Genomic DNA, 24,247 nt, shown 5'->3' with positions numbered 1-24,247 from the left:
TCAGGGCAGGTGGGCAAAAATGGCCGTAGGCAGGGTGGCTCCGGAAGCCAGGAATGCCTCCATGACAGCCCGCCCGCCGCGCTCCGTCATGTCGCTGTGCATCAGCATCGGCTCAAGGCCGAACTGCCTCATCGCGTGCAGGTAGCCTTCCCGGCGGGCCAGGTAGGGCAGCGGTCGAGGAAGAGGCTCCACTATGCCACCGCCCGTCCATGCCGGGGTCAGGCGCCGAACGGGAGCCGCGGATCGACGTCCCGGCCGTCCCAGGTCCGCCGCACCCAGCCATGGTGGGGGTCGTCGCTGATGAGCCATTCGCGCACGGGCCCGGGCCCGGCCATGACGTTCAGGTAGTAGAGGTCGTACCCGGGTGCGGCCATGGCAGGACCGTGCCAGCCGTAGGGAACCAGGACAACGTCCCCGGTGCGGACCTCCGCAGAGACGTCGATGGGGCGCTCGTCCGAGGCGTAGACGCGCTGGTAGCCGATGGCGTCCGCGTCGTCGGGAGCGGCCGAGCCCTCCGCCACCCGCGTCTCGAAGTAGTAGATCTCCTCGAGGTGGGTCTCGCCGTCCTTCTCCTCGTCGTGCTTGTGCGGGGGATAGGAGGACCAGTTGCCGGCGGGGGTGAGGACCTCGCAGACGATGAACCGGTCAGCCTCCAGTGCGGCCGGTGTGCCAAAGTTGTGGACCTGCCGAGAGCAGTTGCCCGCGCCGCGCAGCTCAACCGGGGTTTCGGCGGCGGTCACCAGGCGGGTGGGGTACGCGTCCTTCGCCGGCGCCGTGGCTACCGCTACCCTCCCGCCGTCGGCCGAGCGGATGCTGACGGCGCGTCCTGTGCCGGAGTACAGAACGTCGCTGGGGCCGTGGAAGACGGAGGCGCGGCCGTCCAGTTGGTAGGCGGTGCCGTCGACCGTGACAGTGAAGGGTCCATTAAGGGGCACCACGATGCGTTCCTCGTCTGCGGCGGGAAGGACGACGTCGGCCCCTGCGGCGAGCGTGGCAACTTTCAGCCCGGTGTGTGCCCAGCCGTCCACGGACAGTGCCGAGTCGGAGGTACCGATCGAGACGTCCCATGTGCCGTCGGTGGCGGTGCCCAGTGGGTAGACCCAGTTGGTCATGGAGGGTGGCTCCTTGCGTTAGCGCTGTACGAGTGTCATTTCAAAGCTGTAGGAATCCCCGCGGTAGACGTGGTGCCCGGTTTCCACGCGGCGGCCGGTGTCATCGGTGGCAGTACGCTCCATGGTCACCAGCGCGGATCCGGGCGCGGTCTCGAGGAGGGAGGCCTGGTAGTCGTTGGCCACCACGGCGCCGATGCGCTGGTTGGCGAGCCGGAAGTTGACGCCGCCGCGGCGCAGGATGGCATAGAGGCCTTCCGCGGACAGTGTGGCTTCATCCATTTCGGCGATGTCGTCACGGACCCAGTTCTCCATAAGCGCCAGGGGTTTGCCTGCCACTTTCCGCAGCCGGGTGAAGTGGTAGACCTTGGAGCCGGCCGGAAGCTGGAGGGTGGCCAGGGTGGCGTCGTCCGCCTCCACGTGGGCGAAGCTCAGGACGTCGGTGGTGGGCTTCTTGCCGTTGTTGGTGAGGTCGTCGTAGAGGCTGGAGAGCTCAAGCGGGCGGCGCACCTGGCTTGATACCACCTGGGTTCCGACGCCGCGTTTGCGCACCAGCAGCCCGGACCGGACCAGTTCATCCATGGCTTTGCGCATCGTGGGGCGGGAAAGGTTCAGCTGGGCGGCCAGGTCAATTTCGTTATCAAGCCGGCTGCCGGGCTCCAGCACTCCGCTGAAGATTGCGGCCTCTATTCCCTGCACCACCTGGTGGTAGAGCGGGACGGGGGAGGAGCGGTCGATGCTGAGACCCAGGTTGTGCGCCACGGTACTTCCCTCATGTTCCTTGTCGCGGACGTTGTCGCCCGGGTGGGGCGCGAACGGCCGCTTTGCCGCCATATGTTTGCTTGATAGGACATACTTTTCTTCTTCTCCGATCCTAGCAGTCCGGCCATCCGGGTCAAGGGGAGCGGGGCCGCGTTGCTTTAGGTTTAGAGAGTGAACCTCTCCGGAAACGTGGGCCCCCACCCGCACAACCTTGAAGTGCAGGACCTGGACAGCTTCGACCGCCTGGTCAGCGCCGGTGCGGTGGACATGCGCGGCTGGCACGCGCAGTCCCTGGACCTGAGGGGGAGGACCGGCGCACTGCAGCGCCTGCACGTGGAGGGTGCCATCTTCCTGGGCTGCACCTTCGACGACGGGGTGGAGGACGTGCTGCGGCGGCGGGGAGCACTGATCTTCCCGCGGCTGGAGACGGTGCCCTTCAACCCCTACCGGGCCGATTTGTACTCACCCCAGGAGCTGTACGCCGGGCTGCCCGACGCCCCCTACGAAGCCCTTCCGGACGCCCGGATCTACCAGTGGAGCATCCAGCCAGGCATGCGGCACCGGCTGGACGCCACCCTGGCCTCAGCGCTGCACGACCACGCCATCGGCGACGCCCTGGACGATGTGACCCGGACAGGCCCGTTCCACGGCCGGGCCATGGTGGGTGTAATGGGCGGGCATGCCGCACAGCGCGGCAGCACCGAATTTGCCCAGGCCGCCCTGCTGGGCAGGCTCCTGGCGCAGGATGGGCACGTGGTGGCCACCGGCGGGGGACCGGGGGCCATGGAGGCGGCGAACCTCGGCGCGTACCTCAATGAAGTGGACGACGACGGCGTGCAGGCGGCGCTGGACATCCTCGCCTCCGTCCCCGGCTTCCGTCCCTCGGTGTCCGCGTGGGCGCGGGCGGCGGCAGCCGTCGTCGAACGCTTTCCCGGCGGTACGCCGTCGCTTGGGATCCCCACCTGGTTCTACGGGCACGAGCCGCCCAACTACTTCGCCACGCACATCGCAAAATACTTTGCCAATGCCATCCGGGAGGCGATCCTGCTGGAACTGTGCACGGGAGGGATCGTGTTCCTGCCCGGAGCTGCCGGCACCGTCCAGGAGATCTTCCAGGATGCGTGCGAAAACTACTACGGGGCGCGGGAGAAGGTGACGCCCATGGTGCTGGTGGGCCGGCACCACTGGGAACGCCAGTACCCGGCCTGGCCCATGCTGCAAAGCCTTGCGGCCGGCCGGCCGATGGAGGACCGGATTTTCCTGGTGGACACTGTCCAGGAGGCGGTGGAGGTGCTGCGGCTGTCCGCCTGAGCGGTGGGGCAGCCGGCCGGTCAGAGATCCTTCCGGCACTGCGCCTTGCTGAGCTCATAGAGCCCGTTGAGGTCCCCGGCGGACAGTCCCTCGGGGGTACCGATCTCGGGATACATCAGTTGGGTGGGGTCGTCCACATGGTCGAGGCCCATCACGTGGCTGAGCTCATGCAGGATCACGGCCCGTGCATACAGGTGGCCGTCCGGGTTCAGCAGTTCATCGGCGATTTGTGGCGCGTCCAGGTCCAGCCCGCCCGTGACGAAGGCCTTGGGGCCGTCGTCGTAACTGAAGTGGGTGCTGCCCCCGGTCCCGATCACCTTGCCCTTGAGCTGCGGAGCCACCTCCGGTGTTGTCCAGGCGATGAGCAGCGGCGCCCAGCGCTCGCCGTAGGCCCCGGGCTGGTACGGCGGGCGTTGGGGGGAGGGCTGCTCTGCGGTGGTGCCGTCGTAGATGAACCGGATGCCGGTGGCGGCGGAGATGGTGGCGATGGATTCCGTGACCAGCTGCTGCGAGCCGGCCGGTGCGAGCTCGTCATTGATGACGTAGTGCAGCGGCCGGCAGGGGGAATACCCCACCGGGCTGCCGTCCCCGTTGACGGCGAGGAAGCGGTAGGAATCGCTGCCCAGCGGCGGAGGGTCTGCGGCGGCCAGGGGAGCGTCCGACTCCTCCAGTCCCGGGGGAGGCGCGCCCAACCGGCCCTCGGCCTGGGGTACCTGGCCTGCTTCCCCCGCGCTGCCGGGGTCCTGCTGCCCGGCGGACTGCCCGTTTCCCGGGCCGATGCGGACGTTCAGCAACTCCTTGAAGCGCGGGTCATTGAGTGCCAGTGCTGCTCCGAACACAGCACCCGCGGTCAGCGCCGCGGTGAGCAGCAGCTCCACGACCCGGCGCACGCCCAGGCGGGCCTTGCTCCCCGCATGGCGCGACGGCGCGCGGCGCGGCGGCCGGTTCTCCACTAGCCCACAACTGTGCCGAAGGCCAGCCCCAGCAGGTAGGTGACGGCTGCCGCGCCTAGGCCAATGGCCAGCTGGCGGAGTCCACGCGTCAATGGCGACGTGCCGGAAAGAAGGCCCACCGTGGCGCCGGTGACCAGGAGGGCGAGGCCCACCAGAATGCCCGCCGTCACCAGGGCGGCGACGCCGGTCAGGCCAAACAGGAACGGCAGGATTGGAACGATCGCGCCGGAGGCAAAGAAGCAGAAGCTGGACAGGGCAGCGCCCCACGCGGTCCCCACGGCTTCATGCTGGTCCTCGACGTCGGGCAGTTCCGGCTGCAGCGACAGGCTGGGATCGCAGTCGCAGGGCAGCAGGCCCATACGTTCGGCCACCCGGTGCTCGGCTGCTTCCTGGGTCATGCCCCGGGCCAGGTACACCAGCAGCAGTTCGTTGTGTTCCAGGTCCAGTTTGGGGGCCGCCAGCAGGGTGACCTGGGTGGGGCGCGTTGCGGCCAGCAGTTCGCGCTGCGACCGGACTGAGATGAACTCCCCGGCGCCCATGGACATGGCTCCGGCCAGCAGCCCCGCGATTCCGCTGAGCAGCACCACACTGCTGGCGACGCCGGACGCGGCCATGCCCATCACCAGCGACAGGTTGCTGACCAGGCCGTCATTCGCGCCGAACACGGCGGCCCGGAACGTGCCCGCCAGTCTGTTGCGTCCCCGGGTTGCCAGTCCGCGGACCACTTCCTCATGGATCTGCTCGTCCGCCGCCATCGCATCCGTGGCGTTGGGGTCCTTGGCGTAGGGGGAGCGGCCCTCTGCGCGCTGGGCCAGGGCCAGCACAAACACCGACCCGAAGTGGCGGGCCAGGAACCCCAGCATCCGGCTGCGCAGCGAGGCGCGCCGGGGCTTGCCCGCACGCTCCCCCAGCAGTCCCAGCCAGTGTGCTTCATGGCGGCCCTCGGCTTCGGCCAGGGCCAGGAGGATGTCGCGCTCTTCGCCCTGGCGGTTCTGTGCCAGGTCTCGGTAGACGGCGGCTTCTGCCCGTTCGTCCGCGAGGTATTGCCGCCACCGCTTGACGTCCGACGGCGAGGGCTGGCCCTGCTGGCGTGCGCCGGCTTGGTCCTGGGGCGGTGAGGGTTGCGACGCTTGCGGCATGGCGTGGCGGTTGAACCTGGCGTGCTGAGACACGGAAACTCCTGGGCTGGATGGGGCATGGTGCGGCCCCATTGCAGTGCAAGCTTACTGCGAAAATCCGCGGATTTTTGGCCGGTCAGCCTCCTCCGGATATTTCGGTGTGCCTTAAACATGGCGGGATCCATGGGTCCCGCGGCACGCTATTGACCCCTCTGCAGTGCGGTGCTGTGATGAAGGTGTGGCGCGTCCAGCGCCCTCACTGAAAGAGCACGTCAGGCGAACAAACGGAGGTTCAATCATGAGCACCACCGGACAGCACCCGGACATGCCGCACCTGGATGCCGTAGAGGCGGATCCCGCCTATGACTACGCCGAGGATGCACCGGTAGTTGAGGACGACTGGGGTACCGAGGACGAACTCCTGGACGAGGAAGAGCCGGTGGTCCAGGTGCCTCCCGTCGTGGTCGACGCCGAGGACCGAGTGGTCCCGTTGGATGACCCTGACGAGGTCCGCGAAACCGACTAGGAAACCAGGACACAACGACGGCGGCACCTCTCCTTCGCCGGAAAGCGAAGGTGGGGTGCCGCCGTCGTGCGTTGCTCCTGTTGTCCTATCCTGCCGGGGCCTAGCGGGCAGCGGTGGGAAGGGGGGCTTCTTCTGCGGCCTGTCCTGCCACCCGGCGCTGCCAGTTGCGCATTACCTGCGGGTCGGTCGGTTTGCTCAGCAGGGAAACCGCAACGTAGACCAGGGCGGACGCCAGCAGGCCGTAGTAGATGGGCTCGTTCGCGTAGATGCCGTCCAGCGGTGCCTTGGCGTTGATTTCCAGGATGATCATGGTGCCCAGCGTCACCACGGAACCCACGGCCATGGATGCAGCCGCAGCGATGCCCGTACCGCGCTTCCAGACCAGGCCGCCGAGGATCGCCACGAGGAGGCCGCCCACCAGGATGTCGTAGGCAATGGTCAGGGCTGCCACCACGTCCTTGGTGATGATGGCGATGACGATGGCGATGATTCCCAGCGCGAGGACCCAGATGCGGTTGGCCTTGACGTCGTGCTCGGGGTTGTCCGAGTCGTCCGTGTTGATGTCCTTGCCGAACCAGCTGGCAACGAACGGCAGGACGTCGGCACGGGCCACGGTTGCGGCGGCGATGAGGGCGCCTGACGCGGTGGACATCATCGCTGCCACGGCTGCTGCCAGGACCAGCCCGCCGATGCCGACGGGAAGCAGCGTCTGGGCCACCTCCGCGTAGACGTCGTCCTTGACTGCGATGTCGACGCCGGCAAGGGCCACGCTGGCGGCCATGCCGATCAGGGCGCCGGCAACTCCGTAGAGGATGCAGTAGATGCCTGCGGTGGCGCCGCCCCAGCGTGCCACGGTGGGGGTCTTCGCCGTGAAGACGCGCTGCCAGATGTCCTGGCCGATCAGCAGGCCCAGGGTGTAGACAACGAAGTACGTGATGATCGTCTGGACGCCGATGCCGTCGATCTGGAAGAAACTCTCGTCCACCCGGCTGCGGATCCCCTCAAAGCCACCCGCCGCGTTGAGCGTGAAGGGCAGCATCAGGAAGAAGATGCCCACGGTCTTGATGATGAACTGCACCTGGTCGGCCAGGGTGATGGACCACATGCCGCCCACCGTCGAGTAGACCAGCACGATGGCTCCGCCGACGGCGATCGCAATCGGACGCTCCCAATCGAAGAGCACCACGAAGATGGTGGCGTAGGCGCCGGTGGACGTGGCACACAGCATGAGGGTGTAGGCGAGCATTACAATGCCGGAGGCCTCCGTGGCCCTGCTGCCGTAGCGCAGGGTAAGCATCTGGGAGACCGTATAGATCTTCAGCTTTTGGATGGTTCCGGCAAAGAGGAGGCTCAGCAGCAGGACGCCGGCGCCGATGGCCACCACCAGCCACATGCCGGAGATGCCGAATTTGTAGCCGAGGCCCACACCGCCCACGGTGGAGGCGCCGCCCAGGACGACGGCGGCCATGGTCCCGGTATAGAGGAAGGGCCCGAGGCGGCGGCCGGCCACCAGGAAGTCGCTGTTGTTCTTGGTGCGGGACTTGCCCCACCAGCCGAAGGCCAGCATCGCGAGCAGGTACACCACCACGATGGCGATGTTGATGAAACTTGCATCCATGTTGGGCTCCTTGGAGCGTGTTGGCAGCGTGGGGCACACCGGAGTGACGGTGGACCGGGTGCCGCTGCGGGATTTTGGGGAGTGAGAGGGGATTCTCGGCTATTGCTCTATAGGCAACAAGTGTTTCCAAAGCGTAGGCTGTGACGGTGATAACAGTCAAGACCGCGTTGGACCACGGGCCACGCGTGCAATGAGGCGTCACAGAAGGGGCCGGCCACTAGTATTGCTCCAAAGTGGGGCCGGGCTGCCGGCCATGAAAGGTTCGTAGATGAAGGCACTGCCAGTTGAGCCGAGCAACGTTCCAGTGGCTATCGGCTCGAGGATCCGGGCCGCCCGGCAGTCGCAGCGGCTGACCATTGAGCAGGTTGCTGACGCGACAGGGCTGACCAAGGGATTCCTCAGCAGGGTGGAGCGCGACCTTACATCCCCGTCTGTGGCCTCCCTGGTCACACTGTGCCAGGTCCTCTCGGTCTCGGTGGGAGACCTCTTTGCGGCGCCCGAGACGCACCTGACCAAGCGCAATGACGGGCCGCGGATCTCGCTGGGCGGCCAGGGCATCGTGGAGCGGCTCCTCACCGCCCGCTCGGAACGGCGCGTCCAGATCATCCAGGCCTGCATCGAACCGCACGGCCGCGGCGAATCCGAGCTCTACGCTGTGGACTGCGACGTTGACGTCCTGCATGTGATCAAGGGCAGTATCCGGTTGATCCTCACCAACGAGGAATACGACCTCAGTGCAGGGGACACCGTCACCTTTCCCGGCCGCGAGCCGCACACCTGGATCAACCCCACCGACAAGCCCGTCGAGGTTCTCTGGGTCCTGGTGCCGGCCGCCAGCCGCTGAGTTCCTGCCCGGTTGCCCGGCCGCCCTGTGCGCTCCCGCCCGGTTGCCCGGCCGCGCTCCGCGGATTTGCGCTGCACCGCGCCCGGCCGGCCCTCGGCCACCGCAGGAAACTGGGCGGGAGCGTCCGCTGGTCAGCCTCGGGATGCCAGGGCAGCCCTGATCTCGGAGACAACCTGCTCTGGGTTGAACCAGATGTGCTCGGGCATGTAGCGGAGAACGGCGTAGCCCTTAACCGTTGAGGAATTGTTCCTGTCCCGGTCCCTGAGCATGTCGGCACGCTTGGAGTGGAACGCGTAGCCGTCGATCTCCACGATAAGGAAGCCGTTGAGGAGGAAGTCCACCCGTCCAATTCCGGGTAAGTGGACCTGCGCGTCAAAGTCGATGCCGTTCAACCGGAAAAGATGCTGGGCGTCCACTTCAACGATGGATTCGGCGCGGAGATCCAGATCCCGGAGGGCCCGCAGTACCGGCGCGGACCGGTCCGCGCGGAGTTCCTGTTTCAGAAGCTCCAACGGCAGGCTGTAGAGCCGGATGGCCGATGTCGCCAGGGCGGTTGACGCCGGCCGCGGCAGGCATCCCAGTGCGTGCAGCACGACGTCTTCGACGCCCGCCACCGGCAGGGTTGGGTGGCCGCTGAAGCGCACCGATCGGTGCCGGATGAACCCTGCACCGTGGCCATGGTTGCAGGCCAGGTGCAGTTGGGCTGGCGGCTTCCTGAGCCAGAGCCCATAGTGCAGCGCTGCGCTCGCGCAGGTCAGCCGCGCGTTGTGGTGGATGGCTGCCGCCAACTCTTTGGTGCAGCCGGGCGCGAGGAAGGCGCACGCTCGGTGCTTCCCGGCAGAGCGCCCCCCCGCCCGCGGGCTGCGTAGTGCAGAAGGGGAGGGGCCCGGGGCAACTGCGGAGGAGCGCGCATGGATAGAGGAACCAGGGCGGGACCCCTGCCGATGAAGTAAACAAGTGATGCACATAGGGAAACCACCTGTATGATTGCAGTCACACCAGTCCCTCAACTCCTCGAAGGAGAGGCCTCCATTGGAAGAGCTGCGCATCGAAGCCAACGGCAACCTTGGCCCCATCGATTCATCCAGGATTCCCCGTTACGCGGGAGCCGCCACCTATGCCCGCCTTCCCCGCCTGGACCAGGTGGCCAAGGCCGACGTCACGGTGGTGGGTGTGCCTTTCGATTCCGGCGTCTCGTACCGCCCGGGGGCCCGCTTCGGTGCAAACCACGTCCGTGAAGCAAGCCGGCTCCTGCGCCCGTACAACCCGGCATGGGACGTCAGCCCCTTCGAGAACATCCAGGTAGCCGACGCCGGGGACATGGCCGTCAACCCCTTCAACATCAACGAGGCCATCGAAACCATCCAGCAGAACGCCCTGGACCTCACGGCAGGCGGCGGCAAGCTGGTGACCCTGGGCGGCGACCACACCATCGCCCTGCCGCTCCTCCGCGCCGCTGCCGAGCGTGCCGGCGGGCCCATCGCCATGCTGCACTTTGATGCGCACCTGGATACCTGGGACACCTACTTTGGAGCCGAGTACACGCACGGCACCCCGTTCCGCCGCGCCGTCGAGGAAGGCATCCTGGACACGGAAGCCATCAGCCACATCGGCACCCGCGGCCCCCTCTACGGTAAAAAGGACCTCGACGACGACCATCGCTTTGGGTTCGGCATCGTCACCTCTGCCGATGTCTACTACCAGGGCGTCCTGGAAACGGTGGCGAAGGTCCGTGACCGGATCGGCAACCGCCCGCTGTACATCTCCGTTGACATCGACGTCCTGGACCCCGCCCACGCCCCGGGCACCGGCACTCCCGAGGCCGGCGGCATCACCAGCCGGGAGCTTCTGGAAATCATCCGCGGCTTCCGAGGCATGAACCTCGTGGGAGCGGACATCGTGGAGGTGGCCCCCGCCTACGACCATGCCGAGATCACCGGCGTGGCCGCCAGCCATGTCGCCTACGAACTGGTCACGCTGATGGCCGACAACGCCGTGGCAGGGGACCGCTTTGGAGCGGCCAACGGGTACGCCGCCCAGGCCCTGGGCCAGGAATCCCGCCGTCCGGCGGGGTTCGCACCGGCAGGCAAGGAGTAGCCGGATGGGCGACGTCACTGCGGATGGGGCGGCAGCACAGGCTGAAAAGAATCCGGGCGAGGGTGTGCGCAACGGCGGGGACCTCGTCGTCGAAACCCTTGAGGCGCTGGGCGCCAAGACCGTCTTTGGCATCCCCGGCCAGCATGCCCTGGGCCTCTTCGACGCCATGGGCCGCGGCAACCTGCAGTTCGTCTCTTCACGGGTGGAAAACAACAGTGCATTCGCCGCGGACGGGTATTCCCGCGCAACGGGCGAGGTGGGTGTCCTGTTCCTGTCCACCGGTCCCGGCGCGCTGACGTCCCTGGCCGGGCTGCAGGAAGCCTACGCCACGGGGGTTCCCATGGTTGTGGTGGCCAGCCAGATCCCGCTCGAGGGCCTGGGGGCCAGGCGCAAGGGCATGCTGCACCAGCTCGATGACCAGAAGGCGTCCGCGGCCAACGTCACCAAGAGCCAGCGGCTGATTCAGCACGCCTCCGGCATCCCCTCTGCCATCCAGGACGCCTGGACCGAGGCGATCTCCTCGCCCCAGGGTCCGGTCTGGCTGGAGATTCCGCAGAACGTCCTGCTCGATCCCATCATGGTGCCCCCGGTGGAGGATGCGCTCGCCGAGGCGGCGGACAATCCACCCCGGGTGGAGCTGGTCCGGGAAGCCGTGAAGTGGCTGCAGTCCGCGGAACGTCCGGCCATCATCGCCGGCGGCGGCACGCGGCGGGGCCGGGCCGAAAAGTCCCTGCTCTCGATTGCCGAGAAGCTTCGTGCTCCCGTGATCTGCACTCCGGGCGGGAACGGTGCCTTTCCCTGGAACCATGAGCTCTCGCTGCAGTCCTGGATCGAGGACCGCTACATGACCGACCTGCTGGAGGACGCGGATGTCCTGGTGGTGATCGGATCATCCCTGGGCGAGGTTACCTCCAACTACTTCACGTTCGAGCCCCGCGGCCGGATTATCCAGATCGACGCCGAACCGAGGGTCCTGGAGTCCAACCGCCCCGGGCTGGGGATCCGGGCAGACGCAGGCCAGGCGCTCGCCGCCCTTGATGAAGCCCTGGACGCCGGGGCGGGCCGGACAATGCCGATCTGGCACGGAAAACCGCCCGAGGAGCTGGTCAGGGAATCCCTGGCGAAGGTCCGCGCACGCCTGGAGTCGCAGGACCTGTCCAAGGAACTGAAGTTCATGGCGGACATCCGCGAGGCGGTGCCGGCGGACATGCAGACCTTCTGGGACATGACCATCGCGGCCTACTGGGGCTGGAGCTGCTGGGACGCCCGCGAGGGCCAGTTCCATTCAGCCCAGGGCGCCGGCGGGCTGGGCTTCGGGTTCCCGGCAGCCATCGGCGCGGCCGTGGGACTCGAAACTGTTGGCAGGCCCTCCGGCTCTGCCCGGGTACTCGCAGTGTCCGGTGACGGATCCTCGATGTACTCCATCTCCGAACTTGCCACCGCGAGGCAGCACAACGTTCCGGTCACCTGGCTGATTGTGGACGACGGCGGCTACGGCATCCTCCGCGAATACATGGTGGGCGCCTTCGGCAAAGCCACGGCCACCGAATTGGCCCGCCCGGACTTCGTCAAACTTGCCGAGGCGTTCGGTGTGCCTGCCGTCAAGGTGGCGCCGGAGGGCGTGGGGGACGCGCTGAGGGCAGGATTCGCCGCTGACGGGCCGAACGTCGTCGTGGTGGAAACCCTGCTGAAGATGTTTGCGCCCACGCACCTGGCGGAATGACCGCCTGCTCCTCCACACCCGGACGCCCCAAAGGCCCCAGCTCGCATTGAGCTGGGGCCTTTTGCGTGCCCCGCCGGGAGCGTTTAGTTTCCCAAAGCAACGAGTTTAAGATATGGTTGCTTCAGGCAAACAACTGAGGAGCCCTTCAACCATGGCAGTAGCGCCGGATACGGCAGCGGATCTTGTGTACCAAATCTTCGATCTCCAGCGGGCGGTGCGGTGCATCGCCACGGCCAGCGTGCGCGGGCAGGACACAGGTGTGGCGCTCCAGGGCGTGCTGCGCTTCGTGGGGGAGGGGGAGGCCAGGGCCACGCGCCTCGCTGAGCGGCTGGGAGTCAGCGCGCCGGTGCTCAGCCGGCACATCGCGGACCTGGAGGAGCATGGGCTGGTGGTCCGCAGGCAGGACCCGGACGACGGCCGTGCCCAGCTGGTTGCCCTGACGCCCCTGGGGGCGGAGAAACTCCGCCACATCGAGGACCAGCGGACGGCGGTCCTGCAGGACTACCTGCGCGACTGGAGCGAGGAAGACGCCGGTAACACGGCCAGGATCCTGCACAAGCTCACCGAATCACTCAAACAATCAGCCCGGGCAACGGCGGCCGGCACCATCACAACCACCGCTTAGGAGCAGACCTATGGCAAGAACTGCCGCCCCCGCCACATCAGCCGGCGCCCCAGCAGGCACTCCGCCCGAGATGTCCCACCGCCAGATCATGGAAGCCCTCACCGGTCTCCTTGCCGCCTTCTTCACGGCGATCCTCAGCAGCACCATCGTGGCCAACGCGCTGCCCACCATCATGTCCGACCTGCACGGCACGCAGACCGACTTCGCCTGGGTCATCACCGCAGCGCTGCTGGCCAACGCCGCCACCACCCCCATCTGGGGCAAACTCGCAGACCTCTACAACAAGAAGGTCCTGGTCCAGCTCAGCATCATCATCTTCGTGGCCGGCTCCGTCATGGCCGGCCTGTCCCAAACCATCCCGCTGCTGCTGGGTGCCCGCGTGATCCAGGGCGTGGCCATGGGCGGACTCACTGCTCTGTCCCAGGCCATCATCGGCACCATGATCCCGCCGCGGAACCGCGGGAAATACTCCGGGTACATGGGAGCGGTCATGGCAGTCGGCACCGCCGGCGGACCGCTGCTGGGCGGCTTCATCGTGGACAGCCCGCTCGGCTGGCGCTGGACCTTCTTCGTTTGCGTGCCGCTCGCCGTCGTCGCCCTCATCCTGCTGCAGGTCACCCTCAAGATCAGCCACGTGCGCCGACCCGCCAAGATTGACTGGCTGGGCTCCATCCTGCTGACCTCCGGCGTGAGCCTCCTGCTGATCTGGGTCTCGTTCGCCGGCAATCCCGCCTACTACGACTGGATTTCGTGGCAGACCGCCGTCATGGTGGGCGGCGGAATCCTCCTGCTGGCCCTGCTGGTGCTGGTGGAATCCAAGGTGGAGCAGCCCATCATCCCGCTCAAGATCATCTCTGAGCGCACCACGGCGCTGGCCATCCTCGCCTCCGTGGCCGTGGGCGTGGCAATGTTCGGGTCCTCCACCTTCCTGGGGCAGTACTTCCAGGTGGCGCGCGGTGCCAGCCCCACGGAAGCCGGGCTCCTGACCCTTCCGATGATCGCCGGAAACCTGGTCGGTTCAGTGGTCTCCGGACAGCTGATCAGCCGGACGGGCAAGTGGAAGGGCTACCTGATCGCCGGCTCCATCCTGCTGATCGGCGGGCTGGGACTGTCCGGAACCCTGGACCACACCACCGAACTCTGGCACGCAGGGGCCTTCACCGCAGTGCTGGGCCTCGGCCTGGGCATGCTGATGCAGAACCTTGTCCTGGCCGTGCAGAACACTGTCCGGGCGTCAGACATCGGCACGGCAAGTGCCTCGGTTGCCTTCTTCCGGTCCGTGGGCGGCGCCATCGGTGTCTCCGTCCTGGGCGCCATCCTGGCCAACCGGGTGAGCGAGCTGGCCACGCAGGGCTTGGCAACCGCAGGCATCCCCGTTGAGGGAGGCGCGGCCGGTGCCAGCATGGACCTGGCGCACATGCCGGAACCTGTCCGCGACATCATGCGGGCTGCCTATGGTGACGCCACGGCGGAGGTGTTCCTGATCTCGGCTGCCGTGGCCGTCGTGGCGCTGGTGTCCGTGCTGTTTATCAAGGAGAAGCCCCTCCGGCGCACGGTGGACATCCAGCCGGGTGCCGGGGATAAGGGCACGACGGCGGAGCTCGCCACGGCAGGCAGGTGACCCTGAGGGGTACTCCCCGCGGATGATCTTTCCCGGGGCCTGTTTCACCACGGGAAGGAGTTTCGTAGAGTGGGAAGGCTGAGGATGTCGGCCCCGGCTGCTACTACTTAAGCCTCCTACTCTTTGCGAACCCATCATCAAACTCATCACTAAGGACACGTGGGCATGCTCCTCACCCTCATACGGCGGTTTTCCAGGCCGTATAGGCCGTTTATCGCGGCCGTCATTGTGTTCCAGCTGGCGTCCACCATCGCGGCGCTATACCTGCCCAGCCTGAACGCCCAGATCATCGACCAGGGGGTCTCCCGCGGGGACACCGGCTTCATCTGGCGGACGGGTGCGGTGATGCTGGCGGTGGCGTTCATCCAGGTGGGCACCGCCATTGCGGGTGTCTACTTCGGCTCGAAGACCGCCATGGCCATGGGCCGCGACCTGCGCCGCGGGGTGTTCCGCAAGGTCACCAGCTTCTCTGCCATGGACGTCAATGCCTTTGGTGCCCCGACGCTCATCACCCGCGGCACCAACGACGTCCAGCAGGTCCAGATGCTTGTGCTGATGGGGCTGAACTTCATGGTGGCAACGCCCATCATGTGCATCGGCGGAATCATCATGGCGCTGCGCGAGGACCTCAACCTGTCCTGGCTGGTGTGGGTGTCGGTGCCCCTCCTCACCGTGGTGGTTGGATACCTGGTGGTCCGGCTCATGCCGCTGTTCCGGTCCATGCAGAAAAAGATCGACCGCATCAACGCCGTCCTGCGCGAGCAGATCATCGGCATCCGGGTGGTCCGCGCCTTCGTCCGGGAACCGTATGAAACGCAGCGGTTTGGCGGAGCGAACAAGGAACTGACGGATGTCTCGCTGAAGATCGGCGCCCTGTTTGTCCTGATGTTCCCTGCCATCGGCATGATCCTCCACCTGTCCACCGCGGCCGTGCTGTGGTTTGGCGGGCAGCGCGTGGACTCAGGCGAGATGCAGGTGGGCGCCCTGACCGCCTTCCTGCAGTACCTGCTCCAAATCCTGATGGCCGTCATGATGGGCACCTTCATGGCCATGATGATCCCGCGCGCGTCAGTCTGCGCGGACCGTATAGGCGAGCTGCTCGACGTCGAGCCCTCCATCCACGATCCGGAACACCTGGAGGTGCCGGGCACGCTGGCCGGCGTGGTGGAGTACCGGAACGTCACCTTCGCCTACCCTGGCGCTGAGTCGCCGGTACTGAGCAACATCAGCTTCACGGCGCAGCCCGGCCAGACCATCGCGATCATCGGTTCCACAGGCTCGGGGAAAACCTCCCTCCTGTCCCTCCTGCCGCGGCTTTACGACCCCGCCGAGGGGGAGGTGCTGCTGGACGGGGTCCCGGTCAGCAGGATGGACCGGGCCGACATCACCCGGCGGGTGGCCCTGGTGCCCCAGCGGCCCTACCTCTTCTCCGGCACCATCGAGCACAACCTGAGGTTCGGAAAAACCGATGCCACGGACCAGGAACTGTGGGAAGCGCTGCAGGTGGCGCAGGGCGACGAGTTCGTCCGTGCCAAGAAAAACGGCCTCGGATCCCGCATCTCCCAGGGCGGGACCAACGTCTCCGGCGGCCAGCGCCAGCGCCTCTGCATCGCCCGGGCACTCGTGAGCAGGCCCCGCGTGTACCTCTTCGACGATTCGTTCTCCGCACTGGACGTGGCCACCGATGCCCGGCTCCGGGCCGCGCTGAAAGGCATCACCGCAGACGCCACCGTGATCATCGTGGCGCAGCGGATCTCCACCATCACCGAGGCGGACCAGATCCTGGTGCTGGACAACGGACGCATCGTGGACCGCGGTACGCACCAGGAACTCCTGGAAACCTCGCCCACCTACCAGGAAATCGTTGAATCCCAGCTGAGCGTGGAGGAGATGGCATGAGCGCCCGCAGGAAGGACTCCACCGAGATCAGCGCAACATCAGCTGCCCAGGACGCCCCCGACGCGGAGCTGGTGGAGGGATCCGTCGAGGACGACGACTTCGTGGAGGAGGAATTCAAGCCCTCCGAGGCCGACGGAGACATGTTCGGCGGGATGCCCGCCAAGAAGGCCCAGCACTTCTGGCCCTCCGCCAAGCGGCTCATGGGGCTGCTGAAGCCTGAGGCCCTGGGCATTTACGTGGTGGTGGGCATGGTGGTGATCGCCGTGGTCCTGAACGTCATCGCCCCCAAGATCCTGGGCCAGGCCATGGACGTCATCTTTGCCGGAGTGGTGGGAAAGCAGCTTCCGGCCGGCGGCAGCAAGGAACAGTTCGTGGACGGTCTGCGCCAGCAGGGCCAGGACAACTTTGCAGACATGGTTTCCCGGATGGAACTGGTGCCGGGCACCGGCATCAACTTCGACAAGCTCAGCATGCTCATTGCAGTGGTCCTGCTGATGTACTTCGTGGCCAACATCTTCCTCTGGCTGCAGGGCTACGTGCTGAACCGCATCGTGATGAAGGTGATCCGGCGGCTCCGCGATGACACCGAACGGAAGCTGAACCGCCTCCCGCTCAACTACTTCGACACCCGCCAGCGCGGCGACGTGCTGTCCCGGGTAACGAACGACGTCGACAACATCCAGCAGGCGCTCCAGCAGGCCTTCGCCCAGCTCATCAACTCGTTGCTGACCGTCGTCGGCATCGTGGTGATGATGTTCATCGTGTCCTGGCAGCTGGCCCTGATAGCGCTGGTTGCCCTTCCCCTCTCGGGGGTGGCAGCGGGCATGATCGGCGTGCGCAGCCAGAAGCTCTTTGCCGCCCAGTGGAAGAACACGGGCGCGCTGAACGGGCAGATCGAGGAATCCTTCTCGGGGCATGACCTGGTGCGGGTGTTCGGCCGCGACGCGGACATGCTGGAACGGTTCGAGGAACGCAACGAGGAACTGTACAAGGCCAGCTTCGGGGCGCAGTTCGTCTCCGGCATCATTTTCCCGGTCATGCAGTTCGTCTCCTACCTCAGCTACGTGGGCATCGCCGTGGTGGGCGGCTTGCGGGTGGCTTCCGGGTCCATGTCCCTGGGCGACGCCACCGCATTCATCCAGTACTCCCGCGAGTTCACGCAGCCGCTGGGCCAGATGGCCGGCATGGCAAACATGCTGCAGTCCGGCGTGGCCTCCGCTGAACGGGTCTTCGAGTTCCTCGACGCCGATGAGCAGGATGAGGAAACCGCCACCGAGCACCTCCCGGCCAGGACTGACGGGCACGTTGACTTCAACAGCGTCACCTTCAGCTACACGGAGGACAAGAAGCTGATCGAGGACCTGTCCTTCACCGCCGAACCGGGAAACACCGTGGCCATCGTGGGGCCGACCGGCGCCGGAAAGACCACCCTGGTCAACCTGGTCATGAGGTTCTATGAGCTCAATGCCGGCTCCATCATGCTGGACGGCGTGGACATCACCCACCTCAGCCGCTCCGAGCTCCGCTCCAAGGTGGGCATGGTGCTGCAGGATGCCTGGCTGTTCGGCGGGTCCATCTACGACAACATCCGCTACGGCAACCTTGAAGCCACGGAGGATCAGGTGATGGCGGCCGCCAAGGCCACTTTCGTGGACCGCTTCGTGAGGGCCCTGCCGGAGGGCTACAACACGGTCATCGACGAGGAAGGCAACAACGTCAGCGCCGGCGAAAAACAGCTGATCACCATCGCCCGGGCCTTCGTGGCGAATCCCTCGCTGCTGATCCTCGACGAGGCCACCAGTTCCGTTGACACGCGCACCGAGCTGCTGGTGCAGAAGGCCATGGCCGCGCTCCGCACGGACCGCACCAGCTTTGTGATTGCCCACAGGCTCTCAACGATCCGCGACGCCGACACCATCCTGGTGATGGAGAACGGCAGGATCGTGGAGCAGGGGAACCACAAGGTCCTCCTCGCTGCACGGGGCGCGTACTACCGCCTGTACATGTCCCAGTTCGCCGGGGCGGATGCAGGGGACGTCCCGGTGGACGATTCGACGGCGGTGCACAGTTGAGCACCAACGGAAGCCAGCGGATCGAGGTCCTTGTCCCCATGCGCTGGGGAGACATGGACGCTTACGGGCACATCAACAACGTCCAGATTGTCCGGATGCTTGAGGAGGCCCGCATCGCGGCCTTCGGCCCGCCCCGCGGTGCCGGCGCGCCCGGAATTGATCCGCATGTCTCGCTGTTCAATGACGTCCCGGAAGGCACCATGGCTTTGGTGGTGGACCACAAGATCCGGTACGTCAGGACCCTCGAGTACCGGAACGTGCCGGCCGTGGTGCAGGTGTGGATTGGCGCCGTCAAAGGGGCCAGCTTCGATATCCACTACCTCATCCAGGACCCCGTCACCCTGGAGGACTGCGTCAGGGCGAGCAGCCACCTGGCATTCGTGGACGAGGCCACGGGCCGCGTGCAGCGGCTGACGCCTGAACAGAAGGAACGCCTGGCGCCTTTCACGGCGTGACGCGGATGCGCCGGCACACGCCCCGTTGCGCGGGAGCAGCAAGCATCGGAAACTGAGAACCTATACAAGGAGCAAACATGGCCCAGAAAAAGACCTGGAAAGAAATGTCCCCGTCAGCAAAGGCCGGCACCATCCTGGTGGCCATCGCGCAGGTGTCCCTGCTGGTGGCGGCGCAGCGGGACATTTCGAAGCGGCCCGCGGCGCTCATCAATGGCCCCAAGGCCGCATGGCGGGCAGCATCCTTCATCAACTTCATCGGCCCCGTGGGCTACTTCACCTTCGGCCGGAAGCGTCCCGGCGCAGGCAAGTAGCGGCACCGGAGCTGCCGGGGGCGTACGACCTTTAAGGGCCCGTCCAGCTTGACCCTGTAAATTTGGAGGCATGACCCCCGCCTCCCCTGCTGCCATGACCCGCGCCCTCGGCATCTCACGGGAGATAGAGGACGCGGCCTGGTTTGTGCTGGGCCCGGGGCTGCTGGGGAAGCCGTCGGCCCTGGATGGCCGGACCCTGACGTGGACGTCGGAGGCCGCGGCCGAGCTCCTGGAGCGGCTGGAGCGGGGCACGCCGGACCCCAAGGCCCCCATGATGACCAACCTCCGGCGGAACCTTGAGGGTGCGTCCCGGGAAGCGAAGCAGCTGGCCGTCGAACTGCTGTTCCTGCAGTCGCTGCCCCTGGCGCACGAGGTGAAGTCGCTGAAGGTCAAGCGTGCCCGCGTCGCAGAGGCCGCGTCCTGGCTGGAGCCTCCGCTGGAGCTGCCGGGTGAGCTCTACCAGGGAATGACGGACCACGGCGTGATCAGGGACCGGACGGCGGAGTTCAACTGGACCATCTGGGACCACTTGAAGTGGCTGTGCCGGTTCGTGCAGCACGTGGACCAGCAGCCGCCGGCGGTTATCACCGGTGCGCTGCAGGATCCGCTTAACTTCCATCGGCTGGCGGCGGGAACGCCGGACGACCAGCCGGCCATCCGCCGCAGCATCGAATTCCTGTCCTGGCCGAGCTACTTCGAGCCCGTGGTGGCCGATGTGGAGCGGCAGGAAATCCGGGACGCCTTTGCCTCCCTGGTGGGCGGCGCCATGGGGGACGCCGAAGGGGACATCACAGCCGATATCCACCGCATCCGCCTGCACCTCGACGAGCAGGCCGGGCAGCGCATCGACTGGTACTCGCGCCAGCTGGTCAGCCAGTGGCGCAAGGTGGGCGACCCCGGCCGGCGGGCCTGGCTGCTGCGCACGCACAGCGACAACACCGAGCTCCTCACAGCCTGGCAGGGCGAGGAGAAGGCGACCCTCGACGTCGAACATCTCCGCCTGCTGGACCCCGGCGTTACCGCAGGGCTGGTCCAGCACGCCGTGGACGAGGACTACAAGCACCTCGGCTACGTGGAGCGGGAGGACACCAAGACTGCTGTCTTTGCCTTCCTGACGGTCATGAAGCCGGGGGACGTGGTGCTGTACCAGCACGCCGGCACCGTGAGCCTGGGGGTGGTGCTCGGGGAGCCCGAACACAACGACGACAACCGGCGCCTGCGCCGCAAGGTCCGCTGGTTCGACGAGGGACACACCACCACCAGCCTGCCGCGGCACGTCCAGCGGCAGCTGGCCACCGCCGGAATCGTCGTGGACGTTACCAAGGTGGTGCAGGCGCTGCAGGCGCTCCTGCCGGCCGAAGCGGAAACAGAGCCCGACGGCGACGCTGAAGCGGCCGCCGTCGTGCCTCCCGTCCAGGAGGGCTTCCGCCCGCTGACCCGCGAGTTCGCCGACTCGCTGCACATGGAGCTCGAGCCGCTCCAGGAGATCGCCGAGCTGCTGGAGGAGAACCGCCAGCTGGTCCTGTATGGGCCGCCGGGGACCGGCAAGACCTACCTGGCCAAGCACCTCGCCGCCGAACTGGCGGATGACACCACGGACGAGCGGGTCAAGCTGGTCCAGTTCCACCCCTCCTACGCGTATGAGGACTTCTTCGAGGGATACCGGCCGGACAAGACCGACGAAGGCCAGGTCTCCTTCAAGCTGGTGGCGGGGCCGCTGCGCCGGCTCGCGGAGGAAGCGGCGAAGCCCGGCAACGAAAACAAGCCGTACTTCCTGATCATCGACGAGATGAACCGCGCCAACCTGGCCAAGGTGTTCGGCGAACTGTACTTCCTGCTGGAATACCGGGACGACCGGATTTACCTCCAGTACAGCCCCAACGAGCCGTTCACGCTGCCGGACAACCTCTACATCATCGGCACCATGAACACGGCAGACCGTTCCATCGCCATGATGGACGCCGCCATCCGCCGCCGGTTCTCCTTCATCGAGCTGCACCCGCAGACCGAGCCTGTGAAGGGCTCCCTGCTGCGGTTCCTCCAGGCCCGGCAGCTCGACCTCACGCCGGCGCTGCTGCTGGATGCCCTGAACAGTGCGATTGACGAGTGGGACCGGGACCTGATGATTGGCCCGTCCTACTTCATGAAGCCCGCCGCCCAGACCCCCGCCGGGCTCCGCCGGATCTGGAAGTACGAGCTCATGCCGCTGCTGGAGGAGCACTACCACGGCCAGCTGACCCGGGCGCAGCTGGAGGAGCGCTTCGGGCTGGACCAGCTGCTGGGACGCCTTGCGGCCCGCTGACCCCGGCACGTCTGTCCGGCACCTGGTGCTGGATGAACTGTCCCGCGGCATCGTGGAGCGGCTGGACCCGGCCAGCGCGTCCTTCCTGAATTCCAGCGGCCTGGCCAAGGCATCACCCATGGGCCTTGGGCTGTACCGGATCGAGCCGGTGGGCAACGTGGGTTCGGTGCGCACGGCCACGGTACAGCTCGACGTGCGTCCCAAGGACCGGCTGGGGCTCAGCCGGCTCCTGTTCCTGCTCAGCTACGCCGGCGAGCAGGGCTTCCGCCCCGATTCGGTCTCAGCCGTGGAGGACCGGGAGCTGTGGAGCGCGCTGGCGGAGTCGCTGGCGCAACTGGCCGAACGTGCCCTGGGACGCGGCGTCCTGCAGGGCTATCTCACCGTGGATGAATCGCTCCGGACGGTCAAGGGACGGATCAGGATTTCGGACCAGATTTCCCGGCGGCCCGGCATGCTGGTGCCCCTGGAGGTGTCCTACGACGAGTTCACCGAGGACATTGCCGAGAACCGGATCCTGCGCGCCGCGCTGGAACGGATGGGCCAGGTGCCGCGCGTCCGCCCCGAGGTGCTGAGCCGGCTGCGCCAGCTCAAGGGAAAGCTCGACGCCGTTACGCGCCTCCCGGCAGGAGCACCGCTGCCCCGGTGGAAAGCAAACCGCATGAACCTCCGCTACCACGCGGTGCTGCGCCTGGCTGAGCTGATCCTGCGCAATGCCTCCGCCGAGGCCGGGCAGGGAACCCAGCAGACCGCCTCCTTTGTGGTGGACATGGTCCAGGTGTTTGGGGATTTTGTGGGCACCGCGCTGCGTGAGGCGATGGCTGCCTACCCCGGGGAACTCCGGCTCCAGTTCAGCACCCTCCTGAGTGAGGCAGTGAACGACGCGGACAGGCTCTCGGTGCGGCCGGACGCTGTCCACCTGCTCGGCGGACGGCCCGTGGCGGTGTACAACGCCAAATACAGGGCGGCCACTGATCCCGGCGCTTCCCTGACCGCAGACCATTACCAGATGCTGGGGCACTGCACGGCACTGGCTGTGCCCACAGCCTGGCTTGTGTACGCCGGCGCCGGCGAGGTAAAGCTCCGCCGCATCCTCAACACGGACATCGACATTGTGGAATTTCCGCTGGACCTGTCCCGGCCGCCGTCGGACATCCTCGCCTCAGTGCGGGAGCTCGCACGGCAATCATGGGGAGAAGTAGTCCCCACCCGCCCCGACTAGACCGGAACCCGGAACGTGAAGGTTGTCCCTTCGCCTAGGGCGCTGTCCACCTCGATGGTACCGCCATGGGCCTCAACGATCGCCTTGCTGATCGGCAGGCCCAGCCCCACCCCGGGGATGGCTGTCCGGCGGACACTGCTGGCCCGGAAGAACTTGGCGAAAACCTCAGACGCATCTTCCGGGCTCAGGCCCATGCCGGTATCGGTGACCCGGCAGGCCACGTGCCCGTCCTCCTGCGCGAGCGAGACCATCACGCTGCCGCCGTCGGGGGAGTACTTGATGGCGTTGGACACCAGGTTGTCCAGCACCTGCGCGATTCTGGGCCCGTCCACGTGGGCCTCCAGCCGGTCCGGGGTGTCAGCCTCAAGCGCCACTCCCGAAGCCGCCGCGCGTGGGATGGCGGAGGAAACGCTGGAGCGCACCAGTTCTGCCACGTCCACGGCCTGGGGCGTCACGATCAGCTGGCCGTTCCGGCTGGACAGCAGGTCCGACACCAGCGTGAGGAGCCGTTCGGAGTTCCGGCGGATGATGTCCAGCATGTCGCGCTGGCTGTCCTCCGGCTCTTCGGCGAGCAGGATTTCAACGTAGCCCAGGATCGAGGTCAGCGGCGTCCGGAATTCGTGCGAGACGCTGGAGACGAAATCATCCTTGGCCGTCAGGGCGTTCACGAGGTCCGTCACATCGCTGAAGACAATCACGGAACCGGCAAACGCGCCGTCGTTGTCCTTCATGGCCCGCGCGGTGGTCACGAAGGCGCGCTGGTCGCGGCCGGAGCCCAGCCACACAAGGTAATCGGTGAAGGTTTCCCCGAGGACGGCGCGGCGGACCGGCCGCTCCTCAACGGGAACCAGCGTCACGCGGTCCGGCCCGAAGACCAGCAGCTGGGACTCGTTCGGATCCGCAATGTCCTTGGGCCGGGCGAGCTCGTGGTTGACCCGCTGCCTCCTGTTCATCAGGACGTCGTGCCCGTCCGCATCGACTGCCAGGACTCCCAGATGGACGGTGTCCAGGATGGTGTTCAGGAGCGCCCCCTGGCGCTGGCTGGTGCCCAGGTTGTCCTGCAGCTGGGCGTCCTTCTCCTCAAGAGCGCGCTGCTGCCGCGTCATGCTGAGCGTCAACACGCTGACGGACACACCGATGCCGAGCATCATGACCGGAAGGAGCAGGGACCGCGCCAGGTCCTGGGGCGTCGGGTTCCCCTTCAGCAGCAGCGGGACCCAGATGATGGCAAGCGGGGCCACGAAGGACAGCCACAGGGACGTCCGGGGGTAGTACCCGGATGCGCACAGCCAGATCACCGGGAACACGGCCAGCAGGCTGATTCCGGTGAGGCTTTCCTGGCCGCCTCCCTCCCGGCCCACGGCTATGGAGACAAAATCCAGCAGCGGAATGATCAGGAAACTCGTGTACGGCAGCCGGTCCCACGGGACCAGGTAGCAGAGGGCCATGATCACCAGCTGGGACACCAGGAAGGCCACGAACAGCGGGTTGTCCATAGTGACGGGGAAGAACGCCCACACGAGGAATGCCGTGAGGAGAGTTGTCACGAACAGCGGCATCTGGCTCAACGCCACCCGGTCCGTCAGCCGGTACTCGTGGAAGGGCCGCCGGAAGAACCTCAGCTTGCCCGAGGACCAGGCCACGGGGTGGTCCATGGCACGGAACTTGCGGGGCGGAGTGTG

The 24,247-nt window shown here is 66.6% G+C and carries 21 protein-coding genes; 13 read left to right on the top strand and 8 right to left on the bottom strand.

Annotated features, from left to right (window positions below; translation table 11 throughout):
- From NFU08_RS12810 to NFU08_RS12800, 3 genes are read right to left on the bottom strand one after another with little or no spacing between them, the layout of a single operon-like run.
- Nucleotides 1-192 (bottom strand): hypothetical protein, encoded by a 192-nt coding sequence (locus NFU08_RS12810; RefSeq protein WP_251423823.1) that lies wholly within the window; start codon nucleotides 190-192, stop codon nucleotides 1-3.
- A 26-nt stretch (nucleotides 193-218) separates the two neighbouring features.
- On the bottom strand, nucleotides 219-1,112 hold the full coding sequence (iolB, locus tag NFU08_RS12805) for a 5-deoxy-glucuronate isomerase (protein WP_251423819.1): 894 nt from the start codon (nucleotides 1,110-1,112) through the stop codon (nucleotides 219-221).
- A gap of 18 nt (nucleotides 1,113-1,130) precedes the next feature.
- Nucleotides 1,131-1,871 carry a GntR family transcriptional regulator gene (locus NFU08_RS12800; RefSeq protein ID WP_174175969.1) on the bottom strand — a complete coding sequence of 247 codons (741 nt, stop codon included), beginning with the start codon at nucleotides 1,869-1,871 and terminating at the stop codon, nucleotides 1,131-1,133.
- 171 nt (nucleotides 1,872-2,042) lie between these two features.
- Here NFU08_RS12800 and NFU08_RS12795 point away from each other — a divergent pair, with 171 nt between their 5' ends.
- Nucleotides 2,043-3,182 carry an LOG family protein gene (locus tag NFU08_RS12795; RefSeq protein ID WP_174175967.1) on the top strand — a complete coding sequence of 380 codons (1,140 nt, stop codon included), beginning with the start codon at nucleotides 2,043-2,045 and terminating at the stop codon, nucleotides 3,180-3,182.
- 20 nt (nucleotides 3,183-3,202) lie between these two features.
- On the opposite strand, the gene NFU08_RS12790 is transcribed toward NFU08_RS12795, so the two are convergent.
- Together NFU08_RS12790 and NFU08_RS12785 are read right to left on the bottom strand one after the other, a co-directional pair.
- The gene (locus NFU08_RS12790) at nucleotides 3,203-4,135 is read right to left on the bottom strand and encodes a matrixin family metalloprotease (protein WP_174175965.1); all 933 of its coding nucleotides are present in this window, start codon (nucleotides 4,133-4,135) and stop codon (nucleotides 3,203-3,205) included.
- A complete protein-coding gene (locus NFU08_RS12785) occupies nucleotides 4,135-5,274 on the bottom strand; it encodes a VIT1/CCC1 transporter family protein (RefSeq protein ID WP_251423901.1) in 1,140 nt (379 codons plus the stop codon). Before NFU08_RS12785 ends, NFU08_RS12790 begins: the two co-directional genes overlap by 1 nt.
- Before the next feature lie 277 nt (nucleotides 5,275-5,551).
- Here NFU08_RS12785 and NFU08_RS12780 point away from each other — a divergent pair, with 277 nt between their 5' ends.
- The gene (locus NFU08_RS12780) at nucleotides 5,552-5,779 is read left to right on the top strand and encodes a hypothetical protein (RefSeq protein WP_251423816.1); all 228 of its coding nucleotides are present in this window, start codon (nucleotides 5,552-5,554) and stop codon (nucleotides 5,777-5,779) included.
- Nucleotides 5,780-5,879: 100 nt separating this feature from the next.
- Here the strand turns inward: NFU08_RS12780 and NFU08_RS12775 are convergent, their stop codons facing one another.
- The gene (locus NFU08_RS12775; RefSeq protein WP_251423813.1) at nucleotides 5,880-7,397 is read right to left on the bottom strand and encodes a sodium:solute symporter; all 1,518 of its coding nucleotides are present in this window, start codon (nucleotides 7,395-7,397) and stop codon (nucleotides 5,880-5,882) included.
- A 268-nt stretch (nucleotides 7,398-7,665) separates the two neighbouring features.
- Here NFU08_RS12775 and NFU08_RS12770 point away from each other — a divergent pair, with 268 nt between their 5' ends.
- A complete protein-coding gene (locus tag NFU08_RS12770; RefSeq protein ID WP_104186205.1) occupies nucleotides 7,666-8,241 on the top strand; it encodes a cupin domain-containing protein in 576 nt (191 codons plus the stop codon).
- A gap of 131 nt (nucleotides 8,242-8,372) precedes the next feature.
- On the opposite strand, the gene NFU08_RS12765 is transcribed toward NFU08_RS12770, so the two are convergent.
- On the bottom strand, nucleotides 8,373-9,029 hold the full coding sequence (locus tag NFU08_RS12765; protein WP_251423810.1) for an endonuclease domain-containing protein: 657 nt from the start codon (nucleotides 9,027-9,029) through the stop codon (nucleotides 8,373-8,375).
- A 244-nt stretch (nucleotides 9,030-9,273) separates the two neighbouring features.
- Here NFU08_RS12765 and speB point away from each other — a divergent pair, with 244 nt between their 5' ends.
- From speB to NFU08_RS12715, 10 genes are all read left to right on the top strand, one after another.
- Nucleotides 9,274-10,338 carry an agmatinase gene (speB, locus tag NFU08_RS12760; protein ID WP_251423807.1) on the top strand — a complete coding sequence of 355 codons (1,065 nt, stop codon included), beginning with the start codon at nucleotides 9,274-9,276 and terminating at the stop codon, nucleotides 10,336-10,338.
- Nucleotides 10,339-10,342: 4 nt separating this feature from the next.
- On the top strand, nucleotides 10,343-12,061 hold the full coding sequence (locus NFU08_RS12755) for a thiamine pyrophosphate-binding protein (RefSeq protein WP_251423805.1): 1,719 nt from the start codon (nucleotides 10,343-10,345) through the stop codon (nucleotides 12,059-12,061).
- Nucleotides 12,062-12,212: 151 nt separating this feature from the next.
- Nucleotides 12,213-12,686, top strand: coding sequence for a MarR family winged helix-turn-helix transcriptional regulator (locus NFU08_RS12750; protein ID WP_066280320.1), 474 nt, complete (start codon nucleotides 12,213-12,215; stop codon nucleotides 12,684-12,686).
- A gap of 10 nt (nucleotides 12,687-12,696) precedes the next feature.
- The gene (locus tag NFU08_RS12745) at nucleotides 12,697-14,307 is read left to right on the top strand and encodes an MFS transporter (RefSeq protein WP_309296839.1); all 1,611 of its coding nucleotides are present in this window, start codon (nucleotides 12,697-12,699) and stop codon (nucleotides 14,305-14,307) included.
- A gap of 165 nt (nucleotides 14,308-14,472) precedes the next feature.
- Nucleotides 14,473-16,206 (top strand): ABC transporter ATP-binding protein, encoded by a 1,734-nt coding sequence (locus NFU08_RS12740; protein WP_251423802.1) that lies wholly within the window; start codon nucleotides 14,473-14,475, stop codon nucleotides 16,204-16,206.
- A complete protein-coding gene (locus NFU08_RS12735; RefSeq protein WP_285835595.1) occupies nucleotides 16,203-18,278 on the top strand; it encodes an ABC transporter ATP-binding protein in 2,076 nt (691 codons plus the stop codon). Before NFU08_RS12740 ends, NFU08_RS12735 begins: the two co-directional genes overlap by 4 nt.
- Before the next feature lie 38 nt (nucleotides 18,279-18,316).
- Nucleotides 18,317-18,733, top strand: coding sequence for a thioesterase family protein (locus tag NFU08_RS12730; RefSeq protein ID WP_174176047.1), 417 nt, complete (start codon nucleotides 18,317-18,319; stop codon nucleotides 18,731-18,733).
- Nucleotides 18,734-18,810: 77 nt separating this feature from the next.
- Nucleotides 18,811-19,044 (top strand): PLDc N-terminal domain-containing protein, encoded by a 234-nt coding sequence (locus tag NFU08_RS12725; RefSeq protein ID WP_104186210.1) that lies wholly within the window; start codon nucleotides 18,811-18,813, stop codon nucleotides 19,042-19,044.
- A gap of 70 nt (nucleotides 19,045-19,114) precedes the next feature.
- On the top strand, nucleotides 19,115-21,346 hold the full coding sequence (locus NFU08_RS12720; protein ID WP_251423799.1) for an McrB family protein: 2,232 nt from the start codon (nucleotides 19,115-19,117) through the stop codon (nucleotides 21,344-21,346).
- Complete coding sequence (locus NFU08_RS12715) at nucleotides 21,333-22,565, top strand: McrC family protein (protein WP_251423796.1); 1,233 nt, start codon at nucleotides 21,333-21,335, stop codon at nucleotides 22,563-22,565. The genes NFU08_RS12720 and NFU08_RS12715 overlap by 14 nt, the downstream gene beginning before the upstream one ends.
- Here NFU08_RS12715 and NFU08_RS12710 read toward each other — a convergent pair.
- On the bottom strand, nucleotides 22,562-24,220 hold the full coding sequence (locus tag NFU08_RS12710; RefSeq protein WP_251423898.1) for a cell wall metabolism sensor histidine kinase WalK: 1,659 nt from the start codon (nucleotides 24,218-24,220) through the stop codon (nucleotides 22,562-22,564). The two genes, NFU08_RS12715 and NFU08_RS12710, sit on opposite strands and share 4 nt — an antisense overlap.
- Nucleotides 24,221-24,247 lie beyond the last annotated feature (27 nt).

Origin of the sequence: Pseudarthrobacter sp. NCCP-2145 (assembly GCF_023708005.1) — a bacterium.
GTDB classification, from domain to species: Bacteria; Actinomycetota; Actinomycetes; order Actinomycetales; family Micrococcaceae; genus Arthrobacter; species Arthrobacter oxydans.
Note: the sequence above shows the minus strand (reverse complement) of the source record. Positions and strands in the feature narration are given on the sequence as shown.